We start from the raw sequence: 26,770 nt of genomic DNA, 5'->3' as shown, positions 1-26,770 counted from the left end.
GTATGCCCCCTCAATCGTCGCAGTGGCGCGCAGCCAGGCGACCGCATCGATATCCGCACTTTGCTTTTCGCGGCGCTTTCTGCCGCTATTTCAAGCCCTTGTGCCAGTGCAATCAGGCAAGTTGGCGGCAGGATACGGGCACAAACGTATTTTTTTCCTTAATGAATCATTGCAGTGGAAGGCCGCATTGTAACGGATGCGTCATCCCGCGATGCGCGAGAAGTCGGCAACGCGCGTGGTGGCCTGCCGAATGCGGGCCAGCAGCGCCAGGCGATTGGCGCGTATGGCGGCATCATCCGCATTCACCAGCACTTTGTCGAAGAAGGCGTCGGCCGGGACACGAAGCGTGGCCAGCGCCGCCGCCGCGGCGCCATAATCCTCCGCTCCGAGCGCCTCGGAGAGCGTACGCTCGGCATCGCCGATCGCCATCAGCAGCGCCTGCTCCTCTGCCTGTTCGAACCGGGCAGGGTCGACTGCCGCGGCCACCTGCGTTCCCTTTTTCTCTTCCGCCGCAAGGATATTGGCGGCGCGGCGATAGGCCGCCAAAAGGTTGCGGCCGTCTTCCGTCTCCAGAAGCTGGCCGAGCGCCGCGACGCGCGCCGCGATATCCACGACATCGTCGGCACGCGCGCCTTCACCCTCGCCCGACAGCACGGCGTCGACCAGGTCGTGCCGCGCCCCGCTGTCGCGCAATTGCACCTTGAGCCTGTCGTGGAAGAAGGAGACCAGGTCGCCCGCCGGCACGAACTGGCCGAGGGGCAACCGGATGGCATTGTCGATGAGGATGCGGATCACACCCAGCGCCGCACGGCGCAGCGCATACGGGTCTTTCGAACCGGTCGGCTTTTCGTCGATGGACCAGAAGCCGGCCAGCGTGTCCAGCTTATCGGCCAGGGCGACGGCTATCGCCACCGGGTCGGCCGGAACACGGTCCGTCGGGCCAAGGGGCTTGTAATGATCTTCCAGGGCAGCCTGCACTGCCGGGGTTTCGCCCTGCAGGCCTGCATATTTGCGGCCCATCAGGCCCTGCAGCTCGGGAAACTCGCCGACGGCTTCCGTGGTCAGGTCCGCCTTGGCAAGGATGGCGGCGCGGCGCGCCTCGACCGGGTCGGCGCCGACGATCGGCGCCAGTACCTGCGCAAGATCGGCGATGCGGCGCACGCGCTGGCCCTGCGTGCCCAGCTTTGCATGGAAGGTCACGCCGAGCGCTTCCAGCTTGGCCATGCGCTGGTCCAGCGGACGGGTGAGATCCAGCCCGAAACTGGCGGCAATGTCGGCATAGGACGCCACGTCGGGCAGGTCGCCCTGGTCGGTACGCCAGAAGTAGAGCGCGTCGGACAGGCGCGCGCGCACCACCTTGCCATTGCCGCGCATGATCTCGCGCCCACCGTCGGCGGCCTCGATATTGGCCACCAGCAGAAAGCGGTTCGCCAGCCCATCCTGCCCGCGGCGGCGGGTGACGAAGCATTTCTGGTTGGTCCGGATGGTGAGTTGGATCATCTCGGCCGGAATGGCAAGGAATGCTTCCTCGAACTCGCCCATCAGCACGACGGGCCATTCCACGAGGCCGCTGACTTCCTCGAGCAGGCCATCGTCGGCCACGACTTCCAGCCCCTGCGCAAAGGCGAGCGTTTCGGCGTCGCTGCGGATAATGTCCTTCCGCCGTTCAGCGTCCAGCACCACATGCGCCTTCTCGAGCTTGCGGGCATAATCCTCGAAACGGCGGACGGTGAACGGCTCCGGTGCATGGAAGCGATGGCCGACCGTCTGGTTGCCCGACCGGATGCCCGACACCTCGAAGGGCACCACCACCGTCTCGCCCTGCTCCGGTCCGAACAGGCAGATGATGGATTGCAGCGGCCGCACCCAGCGCAGGCTGCCAGCCTCCCGCGAGGCCGGGCCCCAGCGCATGGACTTCGGCCACGGGAAATCGCGGATGATGCCGGGCATCACTTCGGCCACGATCTCTTCCGCCGGGCGGCCCGGCTTCTGGATCACGGCAACGTAGAATTCGCCCTTCTTGCCGTCGGAGCGCACCTCGGCTTCGTCGATGGACGATAGCCCCGCCCCGCGCAGGAAACCTTCGATCGCCTTTTCCGGCGCGTCGGTCCGCGGTCCCTTGCGCTCCTCCCGCACGTCGCGGGAGCGGGCATCCACGCCCCTGATGTCCAGCGTCAGGCGGCGCGGGGTCCAGTATTCGCGGGCTCCCTCATAGGTCAGGCCGGCTGCCACGAGCGCGTCGGTGACGAGCTTCTTCAGGTCGCCCGCCGCCTTGCGCTGCATGCGGGCGGGGATCTCCTCCGAACGGAGTTCAAGAAGCAGGTCTGGCATGGTCACGTTCCGGCGTTGGGACTTCGCCCGGCTCCTTCCGACACCATGCCCGGCCTGTCAAGGCCGCTACAGCCGTCCCTCGAAGGTATCGCACGCCGCCATGTCGCCGCTTTCATAGCCGCGCTTGAACCATTGCTGCCGCTGCTCCGACGTGCCGTGGGTGAAGCTGTCCGGTACGACCGTGCCCTGGCTGCGGCGTTGCAGCGTATCGTCGCCGATCTGCGAAGCGGCATTGAGCGCCTCGTCGATGTCACCCGGCTCCAGATACCCCGCTTCGTACGTATCGTGCGCCCAGATGCCGGCGTAGCAGTCGGCCTGCAGTTCCACGAGCACCGAAACCGCATTGGCGTCGGCCTGCGACATCTGCCGCCGCATCTGCGTGGTGCGGGGCAGGATGCCGGTCACGTTCTGGACGTGATGCCCCACCTCGTGCGCTATCACGTAAGCCTGGGCGAAATCGCCGGGAGAATTGAGCTGGCCGGCGAGCTGCCGGAAGAAGGACAGGTCGATGTAGACCTTCTGGTCGAGCGGGCAGTAGAATGGGCCCATTGCCGCGGCGGCCTGGCCGCAGGCCGAGGAGACGCTGCCCGAAAACATGACGAGCGTCGGTTCCGGATAGGTTTCGCCGGCATCGGCGAAGCGGCGGTTCCAGACGTCTTCGGTATCGGCGAGTACCGTGGCGACGAAATCGTCCGTCTCATCGGACGTGCCCTGCGGACCGGGCCCGCGCGCCACCTGGCCCTGCCCGCTTCCACCGCCCTGGTCCATGCCCAGCAGCGCAAGGGGGTTGATGCCGAAGCCCAACCAGAGGATGGCGAGGATGATGAGGAGGCCGATTCCGCCGCCGCCGCCCGCGCGCACCGGAATGCGCATGGGGCCGCCGCCGCCGAAGCCGCCGCCCGACCCGCGCTGGTCGGACACGTTGGTGCTCTGCCTGCGACCCTTCCACTGCATGGGAACCCTCCACTGCTACATGCCGAGGAGGATAGGGCAGATCACCGAATAATCACCAGTTGTTTATTCGCCGTATCAGGCGGCCCTGACTGCCCCGCCGGCATCGGTCAGCAGGAAGGCTTCGCCGCAGGCCTTGGCCAGCGTGCGGACGCGCAGGATGTAACTCTGCCGCTCGGTGACCGAAATGACGCCGCGCGCGTCCAGAAGGTTGAAGACGTGGCTGGCCTTGATCGCCTGGTCGTAGGCGGGCAGCACGCAGCGGTGCAACATGCCGGGCGCATCGGGGGCGCCGGCCGCCAGCAGCGCCGCGCATTCGGCCTCGGCATCCTCGAAATGCTTCAGAAGCATCTGGGTGTCGGCAAACTCGAAATTGTAGCGGGAATACTCCTGCTCGGCCTGCAGGAAGACATCGCCATACGTCACCTTTTCCGCGCCTTCGCGGCCATTGAAGTTCAGGTCGTAGACATTGTCCACGTTCTGCACATACATGGCCAGCCGTTCCAGACCGTAGGTCAGCTCACCGGCCACCGGCGCGCATTCGATGCCGCAGACCTGCTGGAAATAGGTGAACTGCGATACTTCCATGCCGTCGCACCAGCATTCCCAGCCAAGGCCCCAGGCGCCCAGCGTCGGGCTTTCCCAGTCGTCCTCCACGAAGCGGATGTCGTGCGTCAACGGATCGAGGCCGATGGCCCGCAGCGACCCGAGATACAGCTCCTGCAGGTTGGACGGGTTCGGCTTCAGCAGCACCTGATACTGGTAATAATGCTGGAGGCGATTGGGGTTTTCGCCGTAGCGCCCGTCCTTCGGGCGGCGCGACGGCTGGACATAGGCGGCGTTCCAGCTTTTTGGCCCCAGCGCCCGCAGCGTCGTGGCCGGGTGGAATGTTCCGGCGCCGACTTCCATGTCGTAGGGCTGCAGCACGACGCAGCCGTAATCGGCCCAATAGCGATGAAGCGCGAGGATCAGGCCCTGGAAGGACCGCTCGGGGCGCATATGCGGGGCAAGTTCGGACATGGTGCTACAGGCTCTCGGACACGACCGGCGGGCAGGTCCCGCCACGGCTGCGTCAGTTGCCATGCGCAAGCGTGCCCGGTCAATCCCGCTCCAGGCGGTAGACCCCGTCGTCGCCGCGCACCAGGGTGCCCTGGGCCTTGTTGCGCGCCTCCATCTCGGCGCGGCGGTTGCGCGCGCTGACACGCGTCGCCTCTTTCTTCATCTGCTGCACGCCCAGATAGGCGGCTGCGCCGAGAAGACCGAGTAGTATGAGCGGCGGCATAAGGCTTTCCATATCCTTCAAGGGCCCTTTCGCGAGGTATTTTGCGCGCAACCGGAGCGAAAGCAAGGCAGCGCGGCGAATTACCCCCTAAAGGCCATAGCGCGACCAGAGCGCGCGCTCTTCCGCCACGCTGGCCAGCCGCTCGGCCGCCGCCGCGGCAGCGTCTGCGCCGAAGCCGATGCGCCCTCCCAGAAGGCCGCGCCGGGGCCGGATGCGCTCCAGTTCGACATCACGGCCGAAGCGCTCCGCCAGAACCTCGTGCAAGGTGCCGAGACGGTCGACAAGGCCGAGTTCGATGCCCCTGCGGGCCGACCAGAACTGGCCGGAGAACAGGTCCGGCTCGTCTTCTTTGAGGCGGCCTGCGCGCCGCTCCCGGACGAGTTCGATGAACGTCTCGTGCACGTCGAGCTGCAGCGATTTCAGGTGTTCCACATCTTCCGGCTTTTCCGGCGAGAACGGGTCCAGCGTCGCCTTGTTGCGCCCGGCCGTATACAGGCGCCGCTCCACGCCGATGCGCCGGATGAGGTCGACGAAGCCGAAGCCGCCCGAGACCACGCCGATCGAGCCGACGATGCTGGAAGGATCGGCAATGATCTCGTCGCCGGCACAGGCGATCATGTAACCGCCCGAGGCCGCGACATCCTCGCAGAACACCAAAACCTTGCGATCGTGTTTTGCGGCCAGTTCGCGGATGCGGCGGAAGATCAGCCGCGACTGGACGGGCGAGCCGCCGGGCGAATTGATCTCGATGGCGACGACCGGCGCATCCTTGATCTCGAATGCCTTGTCCAGAAGTGGCTCGATGGTGGCCATGGACAGGGCTTTGCGCCCGATGCCGCCGCTGTCGGCGGCGATCATGCCCGTCAGGCGGACAACCGGCACGACGGTGCGCTGTTTGCGGAAACGCTTGGGAAGAAAACGCTGCAAGCCCTTGGCCACCCGGAATCACTCTTCTTTTCAGGATCGTATCGCGCACACAGATAGGCACCCGCACCCCGGTCCGCCAAGGGTCTACAAATCAAGGTGAAGCGTTCCGCCCGCAAGCGATTCCGCTTGCGCCGTCGGCCCGCCGTCGGCGTCGGCAAGGGTGAGCGAGGGCAGCACGCGCAGCGGCGCACGAGAGCCACGGCGCGCGCCGACCAGCAGCCGCGTCGCCGGCCGGCCCGCCCGCGCATGCACCGGCAGGAGGCCGACAGCGCCGAAGCGCCCGTCCATCGCCGACAACAGGGCCGGCAGGCAGGCAGGCGCGACAATGCAGAGAAAGCAGGCGCCATGGCGCGACAGCGCCGATGCCACATGCAGCCACCGCGCCAGGAACGCGTCGTCCGGCATGGACAATGCCTCGCGGCGCAGCGGCGCGGGCGAGGCGCGATGCCCATGCGGATAGAAGGGCGGGTTGCTCAGCACATGGTCGAAGCTGCCATCGCCAAGCCCCGCAGCCTCGCGGGCGGCGCGCGGCGCCAGAAGATCCGCCTCGACGATGGAGACCCGCCCCGCCAGGGCGGAATTGTCGCCGAGCGCCAGGCCCGCCCTTGCACAGGCCGCCATCTCGGCCGTCTTTTCGGCCAGCATGACGCGCAAGGCGGGCGCCCGGCTGGCGGCGGCGAAGCCGATGGCCCCCGCCCCTGCCCCCATGTCGAGCGCATAGCCCGACGCCTCGCTTGCCACACCGGATGCGACCAGCAGCGCATCCAACCCGGAGCGGTAGGCGCCCTTTCGCGGCTGCACGAGGTGAAACGCACCGCGCCAGAACGCGTCCTGCGTCAAGGATGGCTCAGGACAGCTCATGGCCGAGCCCGGCCTCCCGCATCAGCGCGCGGGCGGAGTCCAACTCGTCGGCATCCACCATCAGGCGGCGCGGCAGCGCGCCGATGGAGCCGTCGAGGATGCTCATGTGCGAATCCGCGATGAAATGGCCGATGCCGGCCTCCTTGAGGAGGGATTCCACGAAGGATATGAGGACGGCGTCGTTGGATCGGATGAGTTCCAGCATAATGTCATCTCGGCACGAATCGGGCGCCTGTCGCAAGGCGGTGGCATCGCAATCGGGCAAATCGCTTTCATTTGGCCGCGCGAGCGCCATCTAACACCTTGCCGCTGGCCGCGCCGAAGTTTATTCCCGGCGTGTCGAACGGAGTGACATCGTGAGCCTTGCAAATTCCGTCAGCGCGCTTTCGCCGCGGCCGTCCATCGAGGCGATACTGGACCTGACCCGGTCCGACATGGACCGCGTGAACGCGCTGATCCTTTCGATGGCCGGTTCCAACGTCGAGCTGATCCCCGAGATCGCCGACCACCTGATCTCGTCGGGCGGCAAGCGCCTGCGCCCCATGCTGACGCTGGCTGCGGCACAGGCCTTCGGCTATCGCGGCGACGGGCATGTCAGGCTTGCGGCCAGCGTCGAGTTTCTTCACACGGCGACGCTGCTGCACGACGACGTGGTGGACGAAAGCGACATGCGGCGCGGCCGGCGCACCGCACGGACGATCTGGGGCAACCAGGCCAGCGTGCTGGTGGGAGATTTCCTGCTGGGCCAGGCGTTCAAGATGATGGTCGAGGTGGGCTCGATGCGCGCTCTTGCCATCCTGTCGAATGCCTCCGCCGTGATCGCCGAGGGCGAAGTCTGGCAATTGTCGGCTGCCAAGAAGATGTCCACCGGCGAGGCCGACTACCTTGCCGTGATCGAGGCCAAGACGGCGGCGCTGTTTGCCTCCGCGGCGGAGGTCGGCCCCGTCATCGCGCAAGCCTCCGAGGCCGACATCGCCGCCATGCGCCGCTACGGCATGGCGCTCGGCCTCGCCTTCCAGCTCGTCGACGACGTGCTCGACTACGGCGGTTCGGCCGATGCCCTCGGCAAGAATGTCGGGGACGATTTCCGCGAGGGCAAGATCACCCTGCCCGTCATCTTCGCTTATGCGCGCGGCGACGAAGCGGAGCGCGCCTTCTGGCGCGCTGCCATGGAAGACGGCCGCAACGACGACGCGGCACTGGCGCAGGCCATGGAGCTGATGCGCAAACACGGCGCGCTCGAGGAAACAAAGGAGCGAGCCCGGCGCTATGGCGCCGAGGCGCTGGATGCCTTGTCCGGCCTGCCGGCGTCGCCGGTGCGCGCCGCCCTGGCCGACGTGGTCGATTTCTGCGTCGACAGGATCAATTGATCTCGGCCCCAAAAACGTCATGCTGGTTCCGGACATTGCGCCGGACAAATTCTCTTTCTTTCGGATCGATGCTCCAGGGGGCGTGACACGTGCAGAAATACGGTACCCGGAAATTCGCACTCGCCACGGCACTTGCGAGCTTCGCCCTGTTTCTCCCTCCGGCCTTGGCCGCCTCGACGCAGGACGACATGCGGCTGGTGCGCAGCCTTCCCGAAGTCAACGTCCAGTCGCTTTCGGGCGCCTATCTCGCGGCGAAGTCCGCGCAGGCCGCCGGCGCGCTCGGTGTCGCCAGCGACTACTACGAGAAGGCACTGACCATCGATCCGTCGTCGCTGCCCCTTCAGCGCGAAGCCATGTTCACCTTCCTTGCCGACGGTCGCTTCGATCGCGGCGTCGAGCTGGCCGCCAAGCTGCGCGACGATGACGATGCCGGCAAGGTGGCGCGCATTGCCCTGGGCATGGATGCGTTGCGCACCGGTGCCTACGACGCGGCGCTGCAGAATCTGGACCTGCCCGATTCCAGCGAACTGGACACATTGCTGCTCGGCCAGCTTTCGGCCTGGGCGGATGCCGGCAAGGGCGATGCGGGCGCCGCCATCAGGCGGCTGGACGAGATTTCCGGGCCACCCTGGTTCGCCATCTTCAACCTGTACCAGAAAGGCCTGATCTTCATGCAGGCCGGCCAGCCCGACGAGGCGCGCCGCGTGCTGAAGGTCCTCCTGGACGACAGGGCCTCCGTCCAAACCTCACCCGACGCCTATCTGGCGGCGGTCGAGGCGCTGGCGCGGCTGGAAATGCAGGCCGGCAACAAGGATGCCGCCGAGGAGGCCCTCGCCTACGGGCTCCAGGTCGCGCCGACCTACGATCCGATCCTGTTTCTCGAGCGCCAGCTCGATGCGGGAGAAGCCGCTACGCCTACGGTCCAGACGCCCCAGCAGGGTGCATCGGAAGTGCTCTACACGCTCGGACAGGCGATCAACCGGGGTGACGGGCGCGATGTCGCCCTACTGTATTTCCAGCTGGCGGACGCCGTCAGCGAAACCACCTCGGACAAGCTTGTCACGGCGCTGGCCGGCGTTGCCGAACAGGGCGAACGCGTGGACCAGGCGATCGCCTATTACGACCGCATCCCGGAAGATTCTCCCTATCGGCGCACCGCCACGTTGCAGAAGGGGCTGGACCTGTGGTTCGCCGACCGGAAGGACGAGGCGACCACCGTCCTGGAAACCGCCATCCAGACCTATCCCGACGACCTGCAGGCGCACCTGGCCTTCGCCGACGTGCTGACCGCCGGTAAAAACTACAGCCGTGCGGCCGAGGTTCTGGAAAAGGCGGTCGAACTGGCTCCGGAAGACGGCCCGCAGAACTGGAACATCTACTACCAGCGCGGCATCGCCTATGAGCGCCTAAAGGAATGGGACAAGGCCGAGCCCAACTTTCGCAAGGCGCTGGAGCTTTCGCCCGACCAGCCCCAGGTGCTGAATTACCTGGGCTACTCCTGGGTCGACATGAACCGCAATCTCGACGAAGGGCTGGATCTCATCCGCAAAGCCGTCGAACTGCGCCCGAACGATGGCTACATCATCGATTCGCTCGGCTGGGCCTACTATCGGCTCGAGCGGTTCGACGACGCGGTCGAGCAGCTCGAACGCGCGGTTCTCATCACGCCGTCCGACCCGACCATCAACGACCATCTCGGCGATGCCTACTGGCGCGTCGGCCGCGAGCGCGAGGCCCGTTTCCAGTGGCAGCGCGCGCTGGACGGAAATCCGGCCCCGGAAGACGAGCTCGTGGCCAAGATCGAGAAGAAACTCGACAGCGGCCTTCCCAGCGTCGCGGACGACCCGGAATTGAACCATACGCCGAAGGCCGCCCCCGGCGACCGCGCTTCGGCCGACGCACCCGGCGTATCGGAACCCGACGACAACACCAAGCCCAACTGACGCCATGGCGGCGGATGCAGCCATAAGGGCGACAGCCCATGCCAAGGTAAACCTCGCGCTTCATGTCGTCGGCAAACGTGCCGACGGCTATCACCTCCTGGACAGCCTCGTCGCCTTTGCCGATGTGGGCGACCGCCTCACCCTGACACGGGCCGACACGGATGCCCTGTATCTGTCGGGGCCGTTCGGCCCCGGGCTGGAGGGGCACGACAATATCGTCGCACGCGCGCTGGCGCTGGCGCGGCGGGTGGGCGAGGCGCACGGCCACGCGATCGGCCCCATCTCCATCGAGCTCGAAAAGAACCTGCCTGTCGCCTCCGGCATCGGTGGCGGCTCCGCCGATGCGGCGGCGGTTCTGCGGGCGCTGTTGCCGGGCATGCCACGCGCGGCGCGGGATGCGCTGATGGGCGCCGCGCTCGGCCTCGGCGCCGATGTGCCCATGTGCCTCGATGGGCGGGCGCTGGTTGCACGCGGCATCGGCGAGGCGCTGTCACCCTTGCCGCAGTTCCCCGCTTTGCCGATGGTGCTGGCCAATCCCGGCGTGGCGGTTTCCACGCCTGCCATCTTCAAGGCGTTGCCGACGGCCTGCAACGACCCCCTGCCCGACGGTCCGGCGCAGGGCTTCGACAGCCTCGACAGTCTCGTCTCCTATCTGGCCCGGTGCCGCAACGACCTCGCGGCGCCGGCCATGAGCATGGAGCCGGTCATCGCCGCCTGCCTCCACGCGTTGCAGGCAGCGGGCGCGGCGCGCGCCGCCATGTCCGGCTCCGGCGCCACGTGCTACGGCTTGTTCGATGACGCGTCGCAGGCGCAACGCGCCGCAGCCGCCATCACGGCTGCCAATCCCGGCTGGTGGGTCCGCGCCACAACCGCCCGCCCGACGCACCACAGGAGGGCCGCATGACAGCTCAGGAGCGCCCGTTCATTCCATTGTCGATCGCCGTGCTGACGATTTCGGACACGCGCACGCTCGCTGACGACCGTTCGGGCGATACGCTGCAGCAGCGGCTGGAAGCCGCCGGTCATCGCCTTGCGGTGCGCGGCGTCGTCACCGATGACATCGAGGCCATCCGCGACCGCGTGCTGGACGCAGTCCGCGACCCCGGCATCGACGTCGTGATCACCACGGGCGGAACGGGGTTCACCGGGCGCGACGTCACGCCCGAGGCGGTCGAGCCGCTTTTCGACAAACGGATGGACGGGTTCTCCGTCGTCTTCCACCAGATCTCGATGCAGAAGATCGGCGTATCCACCATCCAGTCGCGCGCTGTCGCGGGGCTGGCCGGAACCACCTTCATATTCGCGCTTCCCGGCTCTCCCGGTGCCTGCCGGGACGCATGGGACGGTATCCTGGCGGCGCAGCTCGATTACCGGCACAGGCCGTGCAATTTCGTAGAGATCATGCCCCGGCTGGACGAGCACCTGCGACGGGGCGGCCGCTCGGCCTGACGCCCCCAATTACCGGCGGCGTTGCGGCTCGCCATCCGGCGGCCTCGGCCGCATATCGGCGGAAAGCACCATCGGCCTCAGAGAACGGACCAGCCCGGCCATTCCGCGATCCGATGTGATGGCGGCCACCGCATCGGCCTTGCGCGCGATGAGCCCCCCTGCCATCGGGGACCGTCGAAACGTCAGCCCCGCCCACAGAAGCGGCCTGTCCTGCCGCGCCACGCGGAAACGCGCCGCCCTGGAGCGTGCGCGGCCTTCGGCGGCGTCGGCGAGAAAGCTCGATACCTCGTCCACCCAGCCGGGCGCCGGACGCGCCCCAGCTTCCAGGAACAGGATCCAGTCTCCCTTGGCGGCGGCGATACAGGCCGGGAGCGGATCCTGCCGGACCCGACAGCCGGCATGGTCTGCCACACGGTGCGCTTCCGGGCCCATGCCCTCGTCCACCAGGACCACGTCACCGATCAGCCCTTCGACCGCACCGGGCACGAGGGAGGCAAGCGTGGATGCGATCAGGACGGGCTCTTCACGAGCTGCAATCAGCACGGACAACATGTCACACCGATAGAACATTCCGGCGCGGAAGGGAAATCGCAGGGGGTGCGGCCTCCTGCCGTCATTCCACCGACATCTTGTTCTTGATTTGTTCTCTTCGCGGGCCTATCTCTGGAACACGGCAACGGAGAACGGCCATGCAGCAGATCTCGACGGCAGACAAGGCAGCTTTCGGCCCCGGCGGCGTGGACATGGCGGAGCATCTCGTCCAGCAGTCCGGCGTGCGTGTCGGTTTCGAGCGTCGGCGCGGCCGGGGCGCGGGCGTCAATCCTTCGGGCCGCTACGAGCCCTTCTCCCGGGCGAGTTTCGACGATGGCTGGAACTCGCTGGAAGAACTGCCCCCCTTCAAGACGGAAGTTCAGGTCGAGCGACCGAAGACGATCATAACGCGCAACTCGTCTCCCGACATTTCATTCGACCGCTCCATCAACCCCTATCGGGGCTGCGAGCACGGCTGCATCTATTGCTTCGCGCGGCCGACGCACGCCTATATGGGCATGTCGCCCGGCCTCGATTTCGAGTCGCGCCTGTTCGCCAAGCCCAACGCCGCCGCCCTGCTTGAGGCCGAGCTGTCGAAGCCCGGCTACGAGGTGCGGTCCATCGCCATCGGAACGAACACCGACCCGTACCAGCCCATCGAGAAGAAGATGGGCATCATGCGAGAGATCATGGAGGTGCTGGAGGCCGCCAACCATCCGGTCGGCATCGTCACCAAGTCGGCCCTGGTAACGCGCGATATCGACATCCTGTCGCGCATGGCGGCCAAGGGCCTTGCCAAGGTGGCCTTGTCGGTCACCACGCTGGACAAGACCCTGGCCCGCACGATGGAGCCTCGCGCCGCCACTCCGGCACGGCGGCTGGATGCCGTCCGGCAACTCAGCGAGGCCGGCATTCCAACGATGGTCATGACGGCGCCCATCGTGCCGGGCCTGACCGATTCCGAGATCGAGCGCCTGTTGGACGCGGCACACGCGGCCGGCGCGCGCGAGGCCGGCTACGTGTTGCTGCGGTTGCCGCTGGAAGTATCGCCCCTCTTCAAGGACTGGCTGCTTCGCCATTATCCGGATCGCTATCGGCATGTCCTGTCGCTGATGCGCTCCATGCGCGATGGCAAGGACTACGACGCCGAATGGGGAAAGCGCATGCGGGGCACCGGCCCCTATGCCATGCAGATCCGCCGCCGCTTCGAGCTTGCCGCCCGTCGCCTCGGCCTGAACGAAAGCCGCACCGCGCTGCGCACCGACCTCTTCGTGCCGCCGCGCGGCAATGGAGTACAATTGTCACTCCTCTGATCACGGTTGCCTCCCCCACCCCCGAGGGAGGCTTGCGGAGGATCGGCTTTTGCGGGATTGCTACCCCGATGGCCTATCGCAAGACCGATTCTCCGCTCCAATCCAAGGTCGCTCCCGCACGACCGGACTTCGCACTCGAGGAAGAGCGCATGGCGCGCGGGGCGCGCTGCGTCGCCGGCGTGGACGAAGCCGGCCGAGGCCCGCTTGCGGGGCCGGTGGTCGCGGCGGCCGTCATTCTGGACGCAGCCAATATCCCCGATGGCCTGAACGATTCCAAGCAGCTCGACATGGCCGAGCGCGAGCGCCTCTTCGCCGAGATCATGCGCTTCGCCACCGTCTGCGTCGCATCGTCCAGCGCCGCCGAGATCGACCGTATCAACATCCGCCAGGCGACACTGCTTGCCATGCGCCGCGCCTTCGACGGCCTGTCCAGGCCGGCCTGCCACGTGCTGGTCGACGGACGCGACGTGCCACCCAGTTTCGCGCTGCGCGGCACGGCCGTGGTGGGCGGCGATGCACGCTCATTGTCCATCGCAGCGGCCTCCATCGTCGCCAAGGTCACGCGAGACAGGATGATGACGCGGCTCTGCGCGACATTTCCAGCATACGGTTTCAGCCAGCACATGGGCTACGCGACGCCAACCCACCTCGGCGCCCTGCGGGATAACGGCCCATGCCCCTACCACCGCATGAGCTTCCGGCCGATACGGCAAGACGACCCTGTCTTGCTGTAGGGCGCAAAAAAGGGCGGAGCCGAAGCCCCGCCCTGGACAGTTCGCATTTGCGGATGAACCCGGTCCGCCGACGCCGTAAAGTGTTCGCCCTCAGTTGAGACGGCGGCGCACTTCCTCGATCGAGCTTTCCGTCAGGCGGGTATCGGAACCCAAGTCCTTGTCCCGGATGATCCGCTCTGCCGCTGCAACGGCAATGTTGACGGCCGATGCGCGAACTTCGGCGATGGCATCCGCCTCGGCCTGCGAAATCTTCAGCTCTGCGGCCGCGGTACGGCGCGCGACGTATTCTTCCGTCTTGGTACGCGCTTCGGCCACGATGGCATCGGCTTCCCGCTTTGCGGCGGCGACGATGTCCTTGGCTTCGGCTTCCGCCTCGCGGCGGCGGCGCTGATATTCGGCCAGCTGCTGCTTGGCCTCTTCCTTGAGTTCGCGCGCCTCGTCGATCTCGGCCTGGATACGGGCCGCGCGATCGTCCAGCGACTTGGCGATGGTGCGATGCGTGTTCACGTACCAGAGCAGCACGAAGAACAGGATGAGGGCGACGAGTGCGAAGAAACTTGCGTCGAATGCCATTGGTCAGCCCTCCTTAGCGCGATTCGCGCACGGCGTTCGCGACATCCTCGCGCGAGACGTCCTTGCCGGTCAGTTCGGTCAGTATAGCCTCGGCGGCGTCCTCGGCGATGGCGCCCACATCGGCGAGCGCCTTGGCCTTGATGTCGGCGATCCGGGCCTGCGCGGCCTCCAGCTTCGCCTCAAGTTCCGACTCGTTGCGGCGGCGCTCGGCCTCGGCGCTCTGGCGCGCTTCGTCACGGGCCGTATGGCCGATGGCGTGGGCACGCTCGCGCGCTTCCGCCAATTCCTGCTCGTAGGCGGCCTGCGCCTCGTCGGCATCGGTGCGCATGCGCTCCGCGGCCTCGAGGTCGGCGGCGATCCGGTCGCGGCGGCCCTCGATGATGCCTGCGAGGCGCGGCACGATGGTGCGCGACAGAATGAGATAAAGAATGCCGAAGGAGATCGCCAGCCACAGGATCTGCGAGGCGAAGAACTCCGTCTCGAGCGGCGGGAAGCCGGCGCTTTCATGCACCTCATGGCCTTCCAGGAACTCGGCTTCCGGCGTTGGCGGAACGACTCCGGGCTCTAGCGGAGCGTTGCCCGTCGAATGGTCCTGGACCTGCGCGTGGGCTTGGCTGATAAACATCTCTCACCCCGGTCTATACAAGGCCGGCCGCCCCGATTGTCCAAGGCGGCCGGAAGCACAATCCTCGTTCAGACTGAACTTAGACGAAGAGGAGGAGAAGAGCGACGAGGAGCGAGAAGATGCCCAGCGCTTCCGTCACGGCGAAGCCGAACACGAGGCGGCCGAACTGGCCGTCGGCAGCCGACGGGTTGCGAAGAGCGCCCGAAAGGAAGCTCGAGAAGATGTTGCCGAGAGCAAGCGCCGTTCCGGCCATGCCGAAGCAAGCGAGACCAGCACCGATGTAGCGAGCGGCTTCCGCGTCCATGTGAAACTCCTGTTTTGGATCGTGCGGGAAGAATCCGCGACCAAGGCCGCGAAAGTCGAAGGGGTTCTAGACCATCCGAGGCTCCAGGTGAACAGCCGGATGATCCTTATTCTCAAAGTTTCCTCAACCTGATCATCGCGATCATGTGAAGACGATCAACCTCAGTGATGCGGATGCACCGCATCGTTGAGATACATGCAGGTCAGCACCGCGAACACATAGGCCTGCAGGAAGGCGACCAGGAATTCAAAGGCCGTCAGGCCCATCGTCATCAGCAGCGGCAGGATGGCGCCGGCAATGCCGATGGCGCCGAGCGAGCCGAGCGAGACCACGAAGCCCGCGAAGACCTTGAGCGCGATGTGGCCCGAAAGCAGGTTCGCGAACAGACGAATCGACAGCGAGATCGGCCGCGACAGGAAGGAGATGACCTCGATCACCACCACGAAGGGCACGACCGCCGCAGGCACGCCGGACGGAACGAAGACCTTGAACCAGGACAGGCCGTGCTTGGCTATGCCGTAGACGACCACCGTGCCGATAACCAGCATCGCCAGCCCGAAGGTTACGATGAGGTGGCTGGTAACGGTGAAGAAATAGGGGAACATGCCGAGCAGGTTGGCCACCAGCACGAACATGAAGAGCGAGAACACCAGCGGGAAGAAGACCATGCCCTTGGCACCGGCCGAATCCCGCAACATGTTTGCGATGAACTCGTAGGCCATCTCGGCCACGGACTGGGTGCGGGTCGGGATCTGGCCCCGGCCGCTGGTGGCCACCCACAGGAAGCCGGAGGCGGCAACCACCGTGACCGCCATGAACAACGACGAATTGGTGAAGGAAAGGTCGAGGCCGCCGATCTCGATCGGCACGAGCCGAGAGATCACGAATTGATGAAGCGGATCGTTCGCCAAGCGTCTGGTCCTCTGTCGCGTGGGTCGCAGGCAATCTCTGCCGGTGGACCCCAGTCCTTCGATATGAACACGGATCCGACGATACGAAGACAGGAAGTCTTCGTCGTCATTGGCATGAAGCTCCGTGCGGGCGACACTGCCATAGCGTCACAAGGACCGCTTCGCAACTCCCTAAGGGCGATCAAGAGGGTCTTGTTGGCCGGAATCGGGCGACTTTCTGTCCTTCGAGACCGATCGGACGACATTCGTCACGCCGGCGACGAAGCCGAACAGCAGAAACACGATCAATCCGATGGGCCGCGTACCGAAGGCAAGATCGATTCCGTAGCCGATCAGCGCCCCGACGACGACGCCCGCGATGAACTCCGATGCGATCTTCAGTCCGGCCGCCATTCCGGACAGGCCGCCCTTGGGCTGCAGTGCCGAGGGCTGCGGCGCCTGGCGCGCACGGGCGGCGTCGAGCCGCTCGTTCAGGCGCGCGCGCCGCGCGACGAATTCCAGATCCTGCGCGGGGCCTTCCGACTCCTGTTCGTTCACAGCCATGTCCTCGGCCTTCCGTCAGTTCCACCCGCCATTATAGGTGCGATAGAAGACATGGAGGCCGATCTTGTCCACCTTTTCCATCGTCCGCGCCCAGCGCGGGCGAACATAGGTCGCATGATAATGCGTGGCGGACCCGACATCCGCCAGCCACTCCCGGCCGGTGGTCACGTCCATGGCGATCCGTTCGGCCCGTTCGTAGGCGCGCTTGTTCGTGATGCGGTCGGCGCGCCCATCGCAGGCGAAGGAAAACTGGCAGCGATTGCGCCAGTTTCGGTTCTGGTACACCACCCCGCAGATCGTGTCGGGGTAGGCGGGGTTGCGCACCCTGTTCAGGATCACCTGTGCGACGGCCGCCTGGCCCCGCTCCGATTCCCCGCGCGCCTCGAAATAGATGCCCGTCGCCAGGCAGGTCTGCTCGGCCGTGCCGAAGGCATCCGCAGGCAGGGGCGTCGCCGCCCAGGCATGGTCCTTCTCGCCGATCGGCGGCACGAAGGATGGCCCCTCGCCGCTCAGGATCGTATCGAACCGGCCGGATGCCGCCGGCCCCGAGGCGGGGGCGTAACCCAGTTCCATCGTGCCGGTGTCGGCTTTCGCCTCGCGCAGCAGCGGCTTTTGCGACGCCTCCGCATCGGCGATGGCCATGGTGTCCTCGACCGTATCCTTGAAGGGGTTGGCGCGCTCGAAGCGCGCGAGGCGGTCGGGGCTGGCCTCGAAACGGGCGGGAAGCCCCGATAGTGCCGTCAGCATGATGGCGTCCCCGCCAGCGATCTCGGCGGCCAGACGGGGGCCGTTGCGGGCGATTCGCCCGGTGGAGAAACGCTTGAGCATGGTGTACTGGCTGACCACCCGGCCGCCGCGCTCGGCCAACTCGGACACGGGTCGCAGCGAGGCGAGCTCTTCCCGCTCCAGTTCGAGTGCGCCCTGCATGAGGCCGGCGGCGATCTCAAGCTCGAGTTCGGGGCGCTCCGCGACGGCGGTGGCGGACTGGTGGCCGAGTACGGCCCCCGTTGCCAGGATCAGCGATGCGACAAGGCTGCGGGTACGCCGGGCAAGACCGCCGGAGCGTCCGGGAACGGGCTGTCGCGCAGCTCTTCTGGTGACGCTCATATTCGGTATCCAAATCATTTCGATGGATGCCGATCATGTTTCATTAACCTTAGCGCTTGGTTAACGCAGCGCTCCTAGTAGCGCTTGCGGCGGGATGCATAGGGGTTGTTGGGCTTGCGCAGGTGCAGCCGTATCGGCACTCCGCGCAGGCCGAACGCCTCGCGCAGCCCGTTGACGAGATAGCGGGTATAGGAAGCGCCAAGCGATTCCGGCCGCGACGTCGACACGATGAAGGTCGGCGGACGCGTCTTGATCTGCGTCATGTACTTCACGTTGATGCGGCGGCCGGCCACGGCGGGCGGCGGATGATGCGTGACCACGCGCTCCAACCATTGATTGAGCTTGGAGGTGGAGATCCTCCGGTTCCATGTCTCGTGCGTCTCGACGATCGCCCGCATGAGGCGGTCGAGCCCCTCGCCGGTCTCGCCCGAAATCGGGATGGCCTTGACGCCGCGCATCTGCGGCAAGAGCCGTTCCGTCTTTTCGAGAAGATCGTCCAGCGCCTCCTGCCGGTCCTCGATCATGTCCCATTTGTTGAAGGCGATGACGGGGGCCCTGCCCTCGCGCTCGATCAGGTCGGCAATCTGCAGATCCTGCCTCTCGAAGGGCACGGTGGCGTCCAGCACGACGACGACCACCTCGGCAAACTTGATGGCGCGGATGGCGTCGGCGACGGACAGTTTTTCCAGCTTCTCCTGCACCTTTGCCTTGCGACGCAGGCCGGCCGTATCGAACATCTTGATCTGACGGCCGCGCCAGGACCATGACACGGATATGGAATCGCGCGTGATGCCCGCCTCCGGGCCGGTCAAAAGCCGGTCCTCGCCCAGGAACCGGTTGACCAGCGTGGATTTGCCGGCATTCGGCCGGCCCACGATGGCAATATTCAGCGGTTTGGTGGCGTCGTAAGTCTCGACCGGCTCACCATTCTCGTCCAGCTCGACAGGCACGTCGGCCTCGGCTTCCGGCACATCGACGAAGAACGCTTCCTCTCCCAGGGCAGCCACGATTGCGTCGCGAAGGTCTCCCATGCCCTCGCCATGCTCGGCCGAAATGGCGACAGGCTCGCCAAGGCCGAGCGAGAACGCGTCATAGAAGCCCACATCCGAGCCCCGCGCCTCGGCCTTGTTGGCCACCAGCACGACCGGTCGGCCAGAGCGGCGCAACAGCTCTCCGAAATGGGAATCCTGCGGGGTCATGCCCGACTTGGCGTCCACCACGAAGAGCGACAGGTCCGCCGCCGCGATGGCGGCCTCCGTCTGGGCACGCATGCGACCTTCCAGGGTGTCGCCGCCCGCTTCCTCCAGGCCCGCGGTATCGAGAACCTGGAACTCGATGTCGAGCAGCCGGGCCTCGCCCTCGCGCCGGTCGCGCGTCACGCCCGGCCTGTCGTCGACGAGCGCCAGACGCTTGCCGACAAGGCGGTTGAACAAGGTGGACTTGCCGACATTCGGCCGTCCGATAATGGCGATGGAAACCATGGTCGCGCCTTTCCGGCCGCTCAGGACGGATCAGGCTCGCCGGCCGCGTCAGGCGCCGAGGGCGCCTCCCCGGCGGGGGCGGGCCCGGTTTCGGCCGAGATCAACTCCTGCATCATGCGGGCTCGCTCGGCCATGCCGGCCGGCGTCGAGAAATCGTCCACCAGCTGGCCGAAGACAGGCGCGGCGCCGGCATGGTCGCCGGCCTTCCAGAGGGCCAGGCCGATGGCCTCCAGCGCCGGATGGCGAAGGGGCTCTCCCTCGCCGGTCAGGGCCTCGGCGCGCTGGCGTACATCGTCGGCGGTTCCGTGATCGACCAGGATATAGGCCGCGCGGATCGAGGCGATGTCGCGCAAGGGGCGCGAGGTCGAGCTATCGGAGGCGACGGCGTCGTAGGTGGCCACGGCGGCCGTCGGATCGCCCGCCTGCAACTGCGCGCCGGCAAGATGCATGCGGGCGATGACCGGATAGTGCGCGGTGCCGTCCTCGGCCAGGGCGGAAAGGGCCGCTTCGGCTCCGGCGAAATCTCCGTTGGACACCAGCTCCTGTGCGGCGATCAGCCTGTCCCCGTCGGCTGCGGCACGCCCGGCGGCCATACGCTCCCAGACGACATAGCCGATCGTGCCGAGGATGATCAGTGACACCAGGGCGATGATGACGATGCCGTAACGCTTCCAGATCGCGCGGGCCCGCTCCTGGCGGATTTCCTCGTTCACTTCGCGAATGAAAGTGTCGTTGCTCATGGGGCGCGTCGTCCATAGCGGTGCGAGGCCGCACGGCGACCATCGCAGAATTGCGGCGTTTCCGGCTTTCTAACGATTTTTATGGCGAACGGAAGGGCGCCCGCCCGGTCTGCCGCGTGAATCTGCGTTGCGGGCTCACTCGTAATTGCGCACGTCGTCCAGTTCCACCGAGCCGAAACCGGGCCGCGCCAGATAGGCCATCACGCGGGCCGCCGCCTCATCGGCGCTCGCAAGCTCGCCCTTGTCCTTCAGACCGCGATAGCGGGACACGGTCGGGAAATCGGCTTCGCGAACCCTTTGCTGCATGGCGGTGTCGATGACCCCCGGCGCCAGCGCCACGGCGGCGGTGCGGGGCGCGCCCGCCGCGCCGGCACCCTCGGAATATTCGGCGTTCACCGCGCGCACAAAGCCGTCGAGGCCGCTTTTGCTGGCGGTATAGGCACTCCAGTACGCAGTGGCGCGGCGCGATGCGCCGGACGAAACGGCAAGGATGCGCCGGTCCGCGGGCCACCCTTCCGTCTTCGACAGGAAGGTCGCGGTCATCGCCATAGGCGCGGTCAGATTGAGGGCGACATGCGCGGCTATGTCCTCGACCGCTAGCTTGCCGACGGGCCCGATCGGCTCTTCCGTGCCGGCATTCAGCACAAGCAGCGCCTCGGTCACGTTCGCGCCATCCATATCGTCAAGCGGGTCCAGCGCGGCCGCCGCATCGCGGACATCGCGCAGATCGACCTGGCGCCACTCGGCCCGCAGGCCCTCGGGCCTGGGTGAGCGGGCAATGCCCAAAACTTCGTAGCCCGCTTCCACCAGCTTCCGTGCCAGGGCAAGCCCAAGCCCAGCCGATGCACCCGATACGATCGCAACTTTCATGACGTCCTCCCCCTGCGCACCCACAATAAGGGACCGGCCGGGCCGGCACGCAAGAAAAATGTGCGATTCTGAGGCGAATGCGGGTTTTCATGCATATTATCTGTGGTAGGTTTTCCTGAGAGCCCGAAGATACGGGCCAGGGAGGTCAAGATCATGAAATCGTTCTCTATCGGCATCCGGCCGCTGGCCGGTGCATGCCTTCTTGCGGCCATGGCCCTGCAGGGTGCCGCGCAAGCGCAGGATCTGAAGCCACTGACGGTTGTCGTCCCCAACCCGTCCGCGCTCAATATCTTTCCGTTGCACGTCGCCGATGCGGAGGGCTATTTCGCAGCGGAAGGGCTGGACGTGACGGTGGAGGTCGTCAACGGATCGGCCACGGTGCTGCAGACGCTGGCGGCGGGCCAGGCACAGATCGGGCAGCCGGGCCCCGGTCCTCTTCTGGCAGCCCGCGAACGCGGAGAAGACATCGTCTTCCTGTACAATTACTGGCCGAAATCGGTGTTCGGGCTCGTCGTCAAGGAGGGCTCCGAGGTCGCCGCGCCCTCCGACCTGAAGGGCAAGACCATCGGCGTCGGCACGGCCGATGGCGCGGAAGTCGGATTCACGCGGGCGATCCTTGCGAAGGAAGGGTTCGAGGAAGGGCGGGACTATGAATTCCTGACCGTCGGCGACGGGGGCACCGCGGTCGCCGCCTTCATGAGCGACGAGATCGACGCCTATGCGGCCGCCGTGGCCGACGCAGCCATCATCGAGGCGCGCGGCATTCCCTTGACCGAGATCACGCCCGACGAGTTCCTGGCCTATTTCGGTAATGGCTGGGCGGCGACCCGCAGCTATATCGACGCCAATCCGGACGTGATCGAAGGGTTCGGGCGCGCCATGGTAAAGGGCACGCGCTTCGGGCTGGACCCCGCCAATACCGAAGCCGTCCTGGCGCATACCGCCGCGGCCAACCCGCAGGAAGGCGAGGATGCGGGCCTTGCCGCCGCCATGCTGGAAACGATGAGGGACCGCGTCACCCCGATCGATACCGGCAACGCTTTCGGCTATCAGCCGCCGGAGCACTGGAAGCTCTGGCAGGATGCCCAGGTGGCGACGCAGGCTCTTTCGGCGCCGCTGCCGGACCTGTCCGCCGCCTACACCAACGACTTCGTCGAACGCTGGAACGCGCAATGACGGCGCTGCGACAGGCGGTGCCCACGCATCCGGCCGCACGGCCCCGGGACGGCGATGCCGTCTACGCGCTGCGCAACGTCTCCAAGGCCTTCGGCCGGGGCGCCATCCGCGCCCTCGACCATGTGGACCTGACGCTGGAGCGGGGCACCTTCAGCTCCATCATCGGGCCATCCGGCTGCGGCAAGTCCACGCTCCTGAAAATCATGGCGGGGCTGACGCCACCCTCGTCCGGCAGCGTCATGCTGGAGGGGCGACCGGTGACGGGGCCGCGCCGCGATATCGGCATGATGTTCCAGCAGGCGACGCTGTTCCCGTGGCGCACGACCATCGAAAACATCCTGCTTCCCATCGCGATCCGCGATGGGACGTCGGCTGCTAAGGCAAAGGAGCCTGCCGCCCGCGCGCTGCTCGATCTTGTGGGTCTCAAGGGATTGCAGAAGTCTATCCCGACAAGCTCTCGGGCGGCATGGCGCAGCGTGCGGCGATCTGCCGGATGCTGGTAACCGAGCCGTCCGTCCTTTTGCTGGACGAGCCTTTCAGCGCATTGGACGAGTTGTCGCGCGATTTCATGAACATGGAGCTCCAGCGCATCTGCCTGGAAAAGCAGGCGACGGCCTTCCTGATTACCCATTCCATTCCAGAGGCCGTCATCCTGTCGGATATCGTCTACGTCATGTCGAAGCGGCCAGGCCGCTTTGTCGAGACGATCCATATCGAGCTCGATCGTCCACGCACCCTGGACATGCTCACCTCGCCCGAGCTCGGCGATTATGTCCGTCATATCCGCGCTCTTCTGGACGAGGGAGGCCTGCATTGACCCACGTTCAGCTGGAAAGAAGCGAGGCGCCGCCCGAAACGCTGTGGCAGGAAGAGGTGCCGCTGATCGACCGGATACCACGCCCGGTCGGCATGGCGCTGCTGGCCGTCGCCTTTATCGCCCTGTGGCAGGGCGTCCATGCCATCGGCCTGTTTTCGCCGATCATCCTGCCGCCACCGGCCGCGGTGTTCCGCGACATCCTGCTGGTGGGAACCAATCTCGCCACGGGCGGCTACATGCTGGCGGCGCTGTGGATCACCCTTCAGGAAGTCGCCCTGGGATTCGTCATTGCCATCGCGGTCGGTTTCACGCTCGGCGTCATCGTCGGCGAAAGCAGCTTCGGCGAGCGGGTGGTCCTGCCCTATCTGGTCGCCATCGACACGATGCCCAAGGTGGCCTTCGCGCCGCTGTTCCTCGCGTGGTTCGGCTTCGGCATCTCGTCCAAGGTGGCGCTGGCAGCCTTCATCGCCACCTTCCCCATCGTCGTGGCGACGGCCGCCGGGCTTCATGCGTCCGACGAGAACGCCCGCATGCTCTTCAAGACCATGGGCGCCACCCGCTGGCAAACCCTGTGGCGCATGAAGCTGCCGCTCGGGCTGCCGCATATCTTCACCGGGCTCAAGATCGCCTCCGTGGGCGTCATGGCCGGCGCCATCACCGGCGAATTCCTGGGTGGCGGCAAGGGCTTCGGCGAGTTGATCCGCGTGGCGGCGGCGCAACTGAATACGCCGCGCATCTTCTCGCTCATCCTGTTTCTCAGCCTCGTCGGCCTGGCGTTGTTCTGGCTGGTCTCGTTCGTCGAGCGGCGGATCGTCTTCTGGCGTCGACGGGCGGAGGCCGGTGGCCTCAACGCCTGACAGGAGAGGGAATGAAAATGGAGCGGGCGATGGGGATTGAACCCACGACATCAAGCTTGGGAAGCTTGCGTTCTACCACTGAACTACACCCGCATCCGTAGGTGAATGCACTATAGGAATGGCGGGTGGCACGCAAGAGGAAGTTGCCGCCATCCGCCATCAGGAGAAGTGCTTGGACAGCTTGAGCCGCTGTGCCTGATAGTTCGATTTCAGATCCGCTCCGTAGAGCCGCCCCGGGCGGGCGGCCATGCGCTCGAAGATCAGACGGCCGACGATCTGCCCATGCTCCAGGATAAACGGCACTTCATGGCTGCGCACCTCCAGCACGGCCCGGCTGCCGGTGCCCCCCGCCCCCGAATGGCCGAAGCCCGGGTCGAAGAAGCCGGCATAATGCACCCGGAACTCTCCCACCAGCGGGTCGAAGGGAGTCATCTCGGCGGCGAAGTCCGGCGGAACGTGCACCGCCTCTTCCGAGACGAGGATGTAGAACTCGTTCGGGTCCAGCACCAGAACGCCGCCCTCGCTGCGGTGCAGCGGCTCCCAGAAATCGAGTATGCGATGGGCGTCCCGCTTGTCGACATCGACGACGCCGGTATGCCGCTTGCCGCGATAGCCGATCATGCCGTCGTCGTCGCCCGTCAGGTCCACCGACAGGGCGATCCCGCCACCGGAGATATTGGCATCCAGCGCGCTGGTGAGCCCCTCCCCCTCGTGCAGGCTCGAGATCTCGTCGCTGGTCAGCGTGGCGCGGCCGCGCCGGAAGCGGATCTGGCTGAGGCGCGATCCCTGCCGTACGAGCACCGGAAAGGTGCGCGGCGAAATCTCCAGGTAGAGCTGGCCGTCATAGCCTGCCGGCACCTTGTCGAATTCCTGGGCGCGATCGGTGATGACGCGGGTGAAGATGTCGAGACGCCCGGTGGAGGATTTCGGGTTGGCGGCGGCACGCACTTCCGGCGGCAGCGACAAACGCTCCATCAGCGGCACGATGTAGACGCAGCCCGTTTCCAGCACCGCGCCTTCCGACAGGTCCACGACATGCAGCGAAAAGCGGTTCAGCGCCTCTTCCACGCTGCGCTGGCGGCCAGGCAGGAAACTGGCGCGCACCCGGTGCGCCCGTGCGCCGAGCCGCAGGTCGAGGCTGGCCGGCTGCACCTGGTCGTCATCCAGCGGACGGACGGAAACGATCCGCCCCGCCTCGTGGAGGGCCTGGATTTCCCGGTCCGGCAGGATGCCTTCAGTCATTGCGTCAACCCTGTGCGATACGTTGCGTATCGCGCATAAACGAAGGCGTGCCGTTTGGCCAGTTGACGCCGCACCGCGCGGGGGCTTAAGGAACGTGCCGTGGTGATTTTGCCGGCCGGCTTGCAGCCACGTTAAACAAGTCGCTAAAGGGCCGATCTCCTCGCAAGGACCGGTCATGGACGCGTCGCCCGAAGTCGGCCGCCCCGAGGTTTCCATGTCCGACAGCGCGAAAAAGCCGTTCCGTCCTGCAACCGCCATGATACACGCCGGAACGGTGCGCTCCGGCTTCGGCGAAACATCCGAGGCGATCTTCCTGACGCAGGGCTTCGTCTATCCGTCCGCCGAAGCGGCGGAAGCGCGCTTCAACGGCGAGGACCCCGGCTTCATCTACTCGCGCTATGCCAACCCCACCACCCGCATGTTCGAAGAGCGGATGATGGAACTGGAAGGCGCCGGCGACGCCCGCGCGACGGCCTCCGGCATGGCCGCCGTGGCCGCCGCGCTGCAATGCTCGCTCAAGGCCGGCGACCATGTCGTCGCCGCCCGTGCGTTGTTCGGCTCCTGCACCTACATCATCCAGACCGTGCTCGGCCGCGCCGGCGTCGAATCCACCTTCGTCGATGGCCGCAACCTGGAAGAATGGCGCGCGGCGGTACGGCCGGAAACCAGGCTCTTCTTCCTGGAAAGCCCGACCAACCCGACGCTGGAAGTCATCGACATCGCCGCCGTCGCCGATATCGCTCACGCGGCCGGCGCCATCCTGGTTGTCGACAACGTCTTCGCGACGCCGCTGCTGCAAAAGCCACTGGAACTGGGTGCCGATGTCGTCGTCTATTCCGCCACCAAGCATATCGACGGACAGGGACGATGCCTCGGCGGCGTGATCCTGTCCTCGGCGGAATGGATCAAGGAGAACCTGCACGATTACTTCCGGCACACCGGCCCGTCACTCTCGCCGTTCAACGCCTGGGTTCTGCTGAAGGGGCTGGAAACGCTGCCCTTGCGAGTCCGCCAGCAAATGGACAACGCCGCCCGGATCGCCGAATTCCTGGCTGGCAGCAGCAAGGTCGCGCGGGTGATCTATCCGGGCCGGGCCGACCATCCCGACGCCGAGATCATCAAGCGTCAGATGAAGGGCGGCTCCACCCTCGTCGGCTTCGACATGAAGGGCGGCAAGGATGCGGCGTTCCGGCTGTGCAACGCCCTGCGCATCGTGAGCATTTCCAACAATCTCGGCGACTCCAAGAGCCTCATCACCCATCCGGCCACAACCACGCACAAGAGCCTGTCGCCCGAAGCGCAGGTAGCGGCCGGCATCGGCCCCGGCCTGCTGCGCTTTTCGGCCGGCATCGAGGATGTCGACGACCTGATCGAGGATTTCCAGGCGGCGCTCGACGCCGCCTGATGGAAGCGCACGCAAGCCATGTTCACCTGCACCACCCACGAGATCACCGTTACGGTGACGCCCAGCTACCTCGAAGGCCAGTCGGACCCGGAGGCCGGCCGGTGGGCGTTCGCCTATCGGGTCGAAATCCTGAACGGTTCGGGCGCGGCCGTGCAGCTTCGCTCGCGCTATTGGCATATAACCGACGCCATGGGCCGCGTGCAGGAAGTGCGCGGGCCGGGCGTGGTCGGGGAAGAGCCGCTGCTATCGCCCGGCGACAGCTTCACCTACACCTCCGGATGCCCGCTGCCGACACCGTCGGGGTTCATGCGCGGCCACTATGTGTTCGAAAGGGTGGACGGCTCGATGTTCCAGGTGAGCATTCCACCCTTCTCCCTCGACGCGCCGGATGGACTGCGCACGTTGAACTGACGTTGCGAAGAACCGG

At 66.2% G+C, this 26,770-nt stretch carries 30 protein-coding genes, 1 tRNA gene and 1 riboswitch; of the genes, 12 read left to right on the top strand and 19 right to left on the bottom strand.

The annotated features are described in order from the left end of the window. Window positions 1-201: 201 nt before the first annotated feature. The 7 genes from glyS to IGS74_RS08245 all read right to left on the bottom strand — a co-directional run bounded on the left by glyS (window position 202) and on the right by IGS74_RS08245 (window position 6,557). On the bottom strand, window positions 202-2,331 hold the full coding sequence (gene glyS, locus IGS74_RS08275; protein WP_192390849.1) for a glycine--tRNA ligase subunit beta: 2,130 nt from the start codon (window positions 2,329-2,331) through the stop codon (window positions 202-204). A 66-nt stretch (window positions 2,332-2,397) separates the two neighbouring features. Then, window positions 2,398-3,285, bottom strand: coding sequence for a neutral zinc metallopeptidase (locus IGS74_RS08270; RefSeq protein WP_192390843.1), 888 nt, complete (start codon window positions 3,283-3,285; stop codon window positions 2,398-2,400). Between the two features lie 75 nt (window positions 3,286-3,360). Then, on the bottom strand, window positions 3,361-4,302 hold the full coding sequence (locus IGS74_RS08265) for a glycine--tRNA ligase subunit alpha (RefSeq protein WP_192390840.1): 942 nt from the start codon (window positions 4,300-4,302) through the stop codon (window positions 3,361-3,363). Between the two features lie 79 nt (window positions 4,303-4,381). Then, window positions 4,382-4,564, bottom strand: a complete 183-nt coding sequence (locus IGS74_RS08260) for a hypothetical protein (protein WP_039190855.1) — start codon at window positions 4,562-4,564, stop codon at window positions 4,382-4,384. A gap of 87 nt (window positions 4,565-4,651) precedes the next feature. After that, entirely contained in the window at window positions 4,652-5,503 is an 852-nt protein-coding gene (locus tag IGS74_RS08255; protein WP_192390809.1) for a S49 family peptidase, read from the bottom strand. Window positions 5,504-5,575: 72 nt separating this feature from the next. After that, window positions 5,576-6,331, bottom strand: a complete 756-nt coding sequence (locus IGS74_RS08250) for a methyltransferase (protein WP_192390806.1) — start codon at window positions 6,329-6,331, stop codon at window positions 5,576-5,578. Window positions 6,332-6,338: 7 nt separating this feature from the next. Next, on the bottom strand, window positions 6,339-6,557 hold the full coding sequence (locus tag IGS74_RS08245) for a DUF2007 domain-containing protein (protein WP_039190853.1): 219 nt from the start codon (window positions 6,555-6,557) through the stop codon (window positions 6,339-6,341). A gap of 229 nt (window positions 6,558-6,786) precedes the next feature. Here IGS74_RS08245 and IGS74_RS08240 point away from each other — a divergent pair, with 229 nt between their 5' ends. The 4 genes from IGS74_RS08240 (at window position 6,787) to moaB (ending at window position 11,114) form a co-directional block, all read left to right on the top strand. Next, window positions 6,787-7,722, top strand: coding sequence for a polyprenyl synthetase family protein (locus IGS74_RS08240; RefSeq protein ID WP_192391579.1), 936 nt, complete (start codon window positions 6,787-6,789; stop codon window positions 7,720-7,722). An 89-nt stretch (window positions 7,723-7,811) separates the two neighbouring features. Next, window positions 7,812-9,665, top strand: coding sequence for a tetratricopeptide repeat protein (locus tag IGS74_RS08235; protein WP_246723085.1), 1,854 nt, complete (start codon window positions 7,812-7,814; stop codon window positions 9,663-9,665). Window positions 9,666-9,669: 4 nt separating this feature from the next. Continuing rightward, window positions 9,670-10,569, top strand: coding sequence for a 4-(cytidine 5'-diphospho)-2-C-methyl-D-erythritol kinase (locus IGS74_RS08230; RefSeq protein WP_192390801.1), 900 nt, complete (start codon window positions 9,670-9,672; stop codon window positions 10,567-10,569). Further along, window positions 10,566-11,114 (top strand): molybdenum cofactor biosynthesis protein B, encoded by a 549-nt coding sequence (moaB, locus tag IGS74_RS08225; RefSeq protein WP_192390798.1) that lies wholly within the window; start codon window positions 10,566-10,568, stop codon window positions 11,112-11,114. The genes IGS74_RS08230 and moaB overlap by 4 nt, the downstream gene beginning before the upstream one ends. 9 nt (window positions 11,115-11,123) lie before the next feature. Here moaB and IGS74_RS08220 read toward each other — a convergent pair whose 3' ends face one another. Continuing rightward, complete coding sequence (locus tag IGS74_RS08220; RefSeq protein ID WP_192390795.1) at window positions 11,124-11,657, bottom strand: hypothetical protein; 534 nt, start codon at window positions 11,655-11,657, stop codon at window positions 11,124-11,126. Window positions 11,658-11,803: 146 nt separating this feature from the next. Here IGS74_RS08220 and IGS74_RS08215 point away from each other — a divergent pair, with 146 nt between their 5' ends. Together IGS74_RS08215 and IGS74_RS08210 are read left to right on the top strand one after the other, a co-directional pair. Beyond that, window positions 11,804-12,958, top strand: coding sequence for a PA0069 family radical SAM protein (locus tag IGS74_RS08215; RefSeq protein WP_192390792.1), 1,155 nt, complete (start codon window positions 11,804-11,806; stop codon window positions 12,956-12,958). Window positions 12,959-13,026: 68 nt separating this feature from the next. After that, window positions 13,027-13,692, top strand: a complete 666-nt coding sequence (locus IGS74_RS08210; protein ID WP_192390791.1) for a ribonuclease HII — start codon at window positions 13,027-13,029, stop codon at window positions 13,690-13,692. A gap of 90 nt (window positions 13,693-13,782) precedes the next feature. On the opposite strand, the gene IGS74_RS08205 is transcribed toward IGS74_RS08210, so the two are convergent. From IGS74_RS08205 to IGS74_RS08165, 9 genes are all read right to left on the bottom strand, one after another. Continuing rightward, window positions 13,783-14,265, bottom strand: a complete 483-nt coding sequence (locus tag IGS74_RS08205) for an ATP F0F1 synthase subunit B (RefSeq protein ID WP_039189158.1) — start codon at window positions 14,263-14,265, stop codon at window positions 13,783-13,785. Window positions 14,266-14,278: 13 nt separating this feature from the next. Next, window positions 14,279-14,890 (bottom strand): F0F1 ATP synthase subunit B, encoded by a 612-nt coding sequence (locus IGS74_RS08200; protein WP_039189155.1) that lies wholly within the window; start codon window positions 14,888-14,890, stop codon window positions 14,279-14,281. A 79-nt stretch (window positions 14,891-14,969) separates the two neighbouring features. Next, on the bottom strand, window positions 14,970-15,194 hold the full coding sequence (locus tag IGS74_RS08195) for a F0F1 ATP synthase subunit C (RefSeq protein ID WP_039189151.1): 225 nt from the start codon (window positions 15,192-15,194) through the stop codon (window positions 14,970-14,972). Between the two features lie 161 nt (window positions 15,195-15,355). Next, a complete protein-coding gene (locus tag IGS74_RS08190; protein WP_039189148.1) occupies window positions 15,356-16,105 on the bottom strand; it encodes a F0F1 ATP synthase subunit A in 750 nt (249 codons plus the stop codon). Between the two features lie 171 nt (window positions 16,106-16,276). Continuing rightward, window positions 16,277-16,648: an AtpZ/AtpI family protein gene (locus IGS74_RS08185; protein ID WP_192390785.1), complete on the bottom strand. Its 372-nt coding sequence runs from the start codon at window positions 16,646-16,648 to the stop codon at window positions 16,277-16,279. Between the two features lie 15 nt (window positions 16,649-16,663). After that, window positions 16,664-17,755, bottom strand: a complete 1,092-nt coding sequence (locus IGS74_RS08180) for a cell wall hydrolase (protein ID WP_246723084.1) — start codon at window positions 17,753-17,755, stop codon at window positions 16,664-16,666. Window positions 17,756-17,829: 74 nt separating this feature from the next. Further along, window positions 17,830-19,236 carry a ribosome biogenesis GTPase Der gene (der, locus tag IGS74_RS08175; RefSeq protein ID WP_192390772.1) on the bottom strand — a complete coding sequence of 469 codons (1,407 nt, stop codon included), beginning with the start codon at window positions 19,234-19,236 and terminating at the stop codon, window positions 17,830-17,832. 20 nt (window positions 19,237-19,256) lie between these two features. Further along, window positions 19,257-19,976, bottom strand: coding sequence for a tetratricopeptide repeat protein (locus IGS74_RS08170; protein ID WP_192390767.1), 720 nt, complete (start codon window positions 19,974-19,976; stop codon window positions 19,257-19,259). A 135-nt stretch (window positions 19,977-20,111) separates the two neighbouring features. Further along, complete coding sequence (locus IGS74_RS08165) at window positions 20,112-20,846, bottom strand: SDR family NAD(P)-dependent oxidoreductase (protein ID WP_192390763.1); 735 nt, start codon at window positions 20,844-20,846, stop codon at window positions 20,112-20,114. A 153-nt stretch (window positions 20,847-20,999) separates the two neighbouring features. Here IGS74_RS08165 and IGS74_RS08160 point away from each other — a divergent pair, with 153 nt between their 5' ends. The 4 genes from IGS74_RS08160 to IGS74_RS08150 are packed head-to-tail and all read left to right on the top strand — an operon-like array spanning window position 21,000 to window position 23,696. Next, complete coding sequence (locus IGS74_RS08160; RefSeq protein ID WP_052194698.1) at window positions 21,000-22,022, top strand: ABC transporter substrate-binding protein; 1,023 nt, start codon at window positions 21,000-21,002, stop codon at window positions 22,020-22,022. Continuing rightward, window positions 22,019-22,525, top strand: a complete 507-nt coding sequence (locus IGS74_RS20270) for an ATP-binding cassette domain-containing protein (protein WP_246723083.1) — start codon at window positions 22,019-22,021, stop codon at window positions 22,523-22,525. The genes IGS74_RS08160 and IGS74_RS20270 overlap by 4 nt, the downstream gene beginning before the upstream one ends. Beyond that, window positions 22,489-22,839: a hypothetical protein gene (locus IGS74_RS20265; protein ID WP_246723082.1), complete on the top strand. Its 351-nt coding sequence runs from the start codon at window positions 22,489-22,491 to the stop codon at window positions 22,837-22,839. Before IGS74_RS20270 ends, IGS74_RS20265 begins: the two co-directional genes overlap by 37 nt. After that, window positions 22,836-23,696 (top strand): ABC transporter permease, encoded by an 861-nt coding sequence (locus IGS74_RS08150; RefSeq protein WP_039189137.1) that lies wholly within the window; start codon window positions 22,836-22,838, stop codon window positions 23,694-23,696. Before IGS74_RS20265 ends, IGS74_RS08150 begins: the two co-directional genes overlap by 4 nt. Before the next feature lie 18 nt (window positions 23,697-23,714). Here the strand turns inward: IGS74_RS08150 and IGS74_RS08145 are convergent. Continuing rightward, window positions 23,715-23,789 (bottom strand) — tRNA-Gly (locus tag IGS74_RS08145). A gap of 66 nt (window positions 23,790-23,855) precedes the next feature. Further along, window positions 23,856-24,938 carry a 2'-deoxycytidine 5'-triphosphate deaminase gene (locus tag IGS74_RS08140; protein ID WP_192390762.1) on the bottom strand — a complete coding sequence of 361 codons (1,083 nt, stop codon included), beginning with the start codon at window positions 24,936-24,938 and terminating at the stop codon, window positions 23,856-23,858. An 89-nt stretch (window positions 24,939-25,027) separates the two neighbouring features. Then, window positions 25,028-25,105: riboswitch (SAM riboswitch) on the top strand. 47 nt (window positions 25,106-25,152) lie between these two features. Here IGS74_RS08140 and IGS74_RS08135 point away from each other — a divergent pair. Then, on the top strand, window positions 25,153-26,343 hold the full coding sequence (locus IGS74_RS08135) for an O-succinylhomoserine sulfhydrylase (protein WP_192391572.1): 1,191 nt from the start codon (window positions 25,153-25,155) through the stop codon (window positions 26,341-26,343). An 18-nt stretch (window positions 26,344-26,361) separates the two neighbouring features. Next, window positions 26,362-26,754, top strand: a complete 393-nt coding sequence (apaG, locus tag IGS74_RS08130) for a Co2+/Mg2+ efflux protein ApaG (protein ID WP_192390755.1) — start codon at window positions 26,362-26,364, stop codon at window positions 26,752-26,754. The last annotated feature ends 16 nt before the right edge of the window (window positions 26,755-26,770 follow it).

It is taken from the genome of Aureimonas sp. OT7 (assembly GCF_014844055.1).
Lineage (GTDB): Bacteria > Pseudomonadota > Alphaproteobacteria > Rhizobiales > Rhizobiaceae > Aureimonas > Aureimonas altamirensis_A.
The sequence above is the reverse complement of the archived record's forward strand: the minus strand, read 5'-3'. Positions and strand labels throughout refer to the sequence as shown.

Coding starts and splice junctions, on each gene's coding strand:
- glyS (WP_192390849.1), bottom strand. CDS start 2,331: ATGCCAGACCTGCTTCTTGAACTCCGTTCGGAGGAGATCCCCGCCCGC.
- IGS74_RS08270 (WP_192390843.1), bottom strand. CDS start 3,285: ATGCAGTGGAAGGGTCGCAGGCAGAGCACCAACGTGTCCGACCAGCGC.
- IGS74_RS08265 (WP_192390840.1), bottom strand. CDS start 4,302: ATGTCCGAACTTGCCCCGCATATGCGCCCCGAGCGGTCCTTCCAGGGC.
- IGS74_RS08260 (WP_039190855.1), bottom strand. CDS start 4,564: ATGCCGCCGCTCATACTACTCGGTCTTCTCGGCGCAGCCGCCTATCTG.
- IGS74_RS08245 (WP_039190853.1), bottom strand. CDS start 6,557: ATGCTGGAACTCATCCGATCCAACGACGCCGTCCTCATATCCTTCGTG.
- IGS74_RS08240 (WP_192391579.1), top strand. CDS start 6,787: ATGGACCGCGTGAACGCGCTGATCCTTTCGATGGCCGGTTCCAACGTC.
- IGS74_RS08230 (WP_192390801.1), top strand. CDS start 9,670: ATGGCGGCGGATGCAGCCATAAGGGCGACAGCCCATGCCAAGGTAAAC.
- moaB (WP_192390798.1), top strand. CDS start 10,566: ATGACAGCTCAGGAGCGCCCGTTCATTCCATTGTCGATCGCCGTGCTG.
- IGS74_RS08215 (WP_192390792.1), top strand. CDS start 11,804: ATGCAGCAGATCTCGACGGCAGACAAGGCAGCTTTCGGCCCCGGCGGC.
- IGS74_RS08210 (WP_192390791.1), top strand. CDS start 13,027: ATGGCCTATCGCAAGACCGATTCTCCGCTCCAATCCAAGGTCGCTCCC.
- IGS74_RS08205 (WP_039189158.1), bottom strand. CDS start 14,265: ATGGCATTCGACGCAAGTTTCTTCGCACTCGTCGCCCTCATCCTGTTC.
- IGS74_RS08200 (WP_039189155.1), bottom strand. CDS start 14,890: ATGTTTATCAGCCAAGCCCACGCGCAGGTCCAGGACCATTCGACGGGC.
- IGS74_RS08195 (WP_039189151.1), bottom strand. CDS start 15,194: ATGGACGCGGAAGCCGCTCGCTACATCGGTGCTGGTCTCGCTTGCTTC.
- IGS74_RS08185 (WP_192390785.1), bottom strand. CDS start 16,648: ATGGCTGTGAACGAACAGGAGTCGGAAGGCCCCGCGCAGGATCTGGAA.
- IGS74_RS08180 (WP_246723084.1), bottom strand. CDS start 17,755: ATGAGCGTCACCAGAAGAGCTGCGCGACAGCCCGTTCCCGGACGCTCC.
- der (WP_192390772.1), bottom strand. CDS start 19,236: ATGGTTTCCATCGCCATTATCGGACGGCCGAATGTCGGCAAGTCCACC.
- IGS74_RS08170 (WP_192390767.1), bottom strand. CDS start 19,976: ATGAGCAACGACACTTTCATTCGCGAAGTGAACGAGGAAATCCGCCAG.
- IGS74_RS08165 (WP_192390763.1), bottom strand. CDS start 20,846: ATGAAAGTTGCGATCGTATCGGGTGCATCGGCTGGGCTTGGGCTTGCC.
- IGS74_RS08160 (WP_052194698.1), top strand. CDS start 21,000: ATGAAATCGTTCTCTATCGGCATCCGGCCGCTGGCCGGTGCATGCCTT.
- IGS74_RS20270 (WP_246723083.1), top strand. CDS start 22,019: ATGACGGCGCTGCGACAGGCGGTGCCCACGCATCCGGCCGCACGGCCC.
- IGS74_RS20265 (WP_246723082.1), top strand. CDS start 22,489: ATGGCGCAGCGTGCGGCGATCTGCCGGATGCTGGTAACCGAGCCGTCC.
- IGS74_RS08140 (WP_192390762.1), bottom strand. CDS start 24,938: ATGACTGAAGGCATCCTGCCGGACCGGGAAATCCAGGCCCTCCACGAG.
- IGS74_RS08135 (WP_192391572.1), top strand. CDS start 25,153: ATGTCCGACAGCGCGAAAAAGCCGTTCCGTCCTGCAACCGCCATGATA.
- apaG (WP_192390755.1), top strand. CDS start 26,362: ATGTTCACCTGCACCACCCACGAGATCACCGTTACGGTGACGCCCAGC.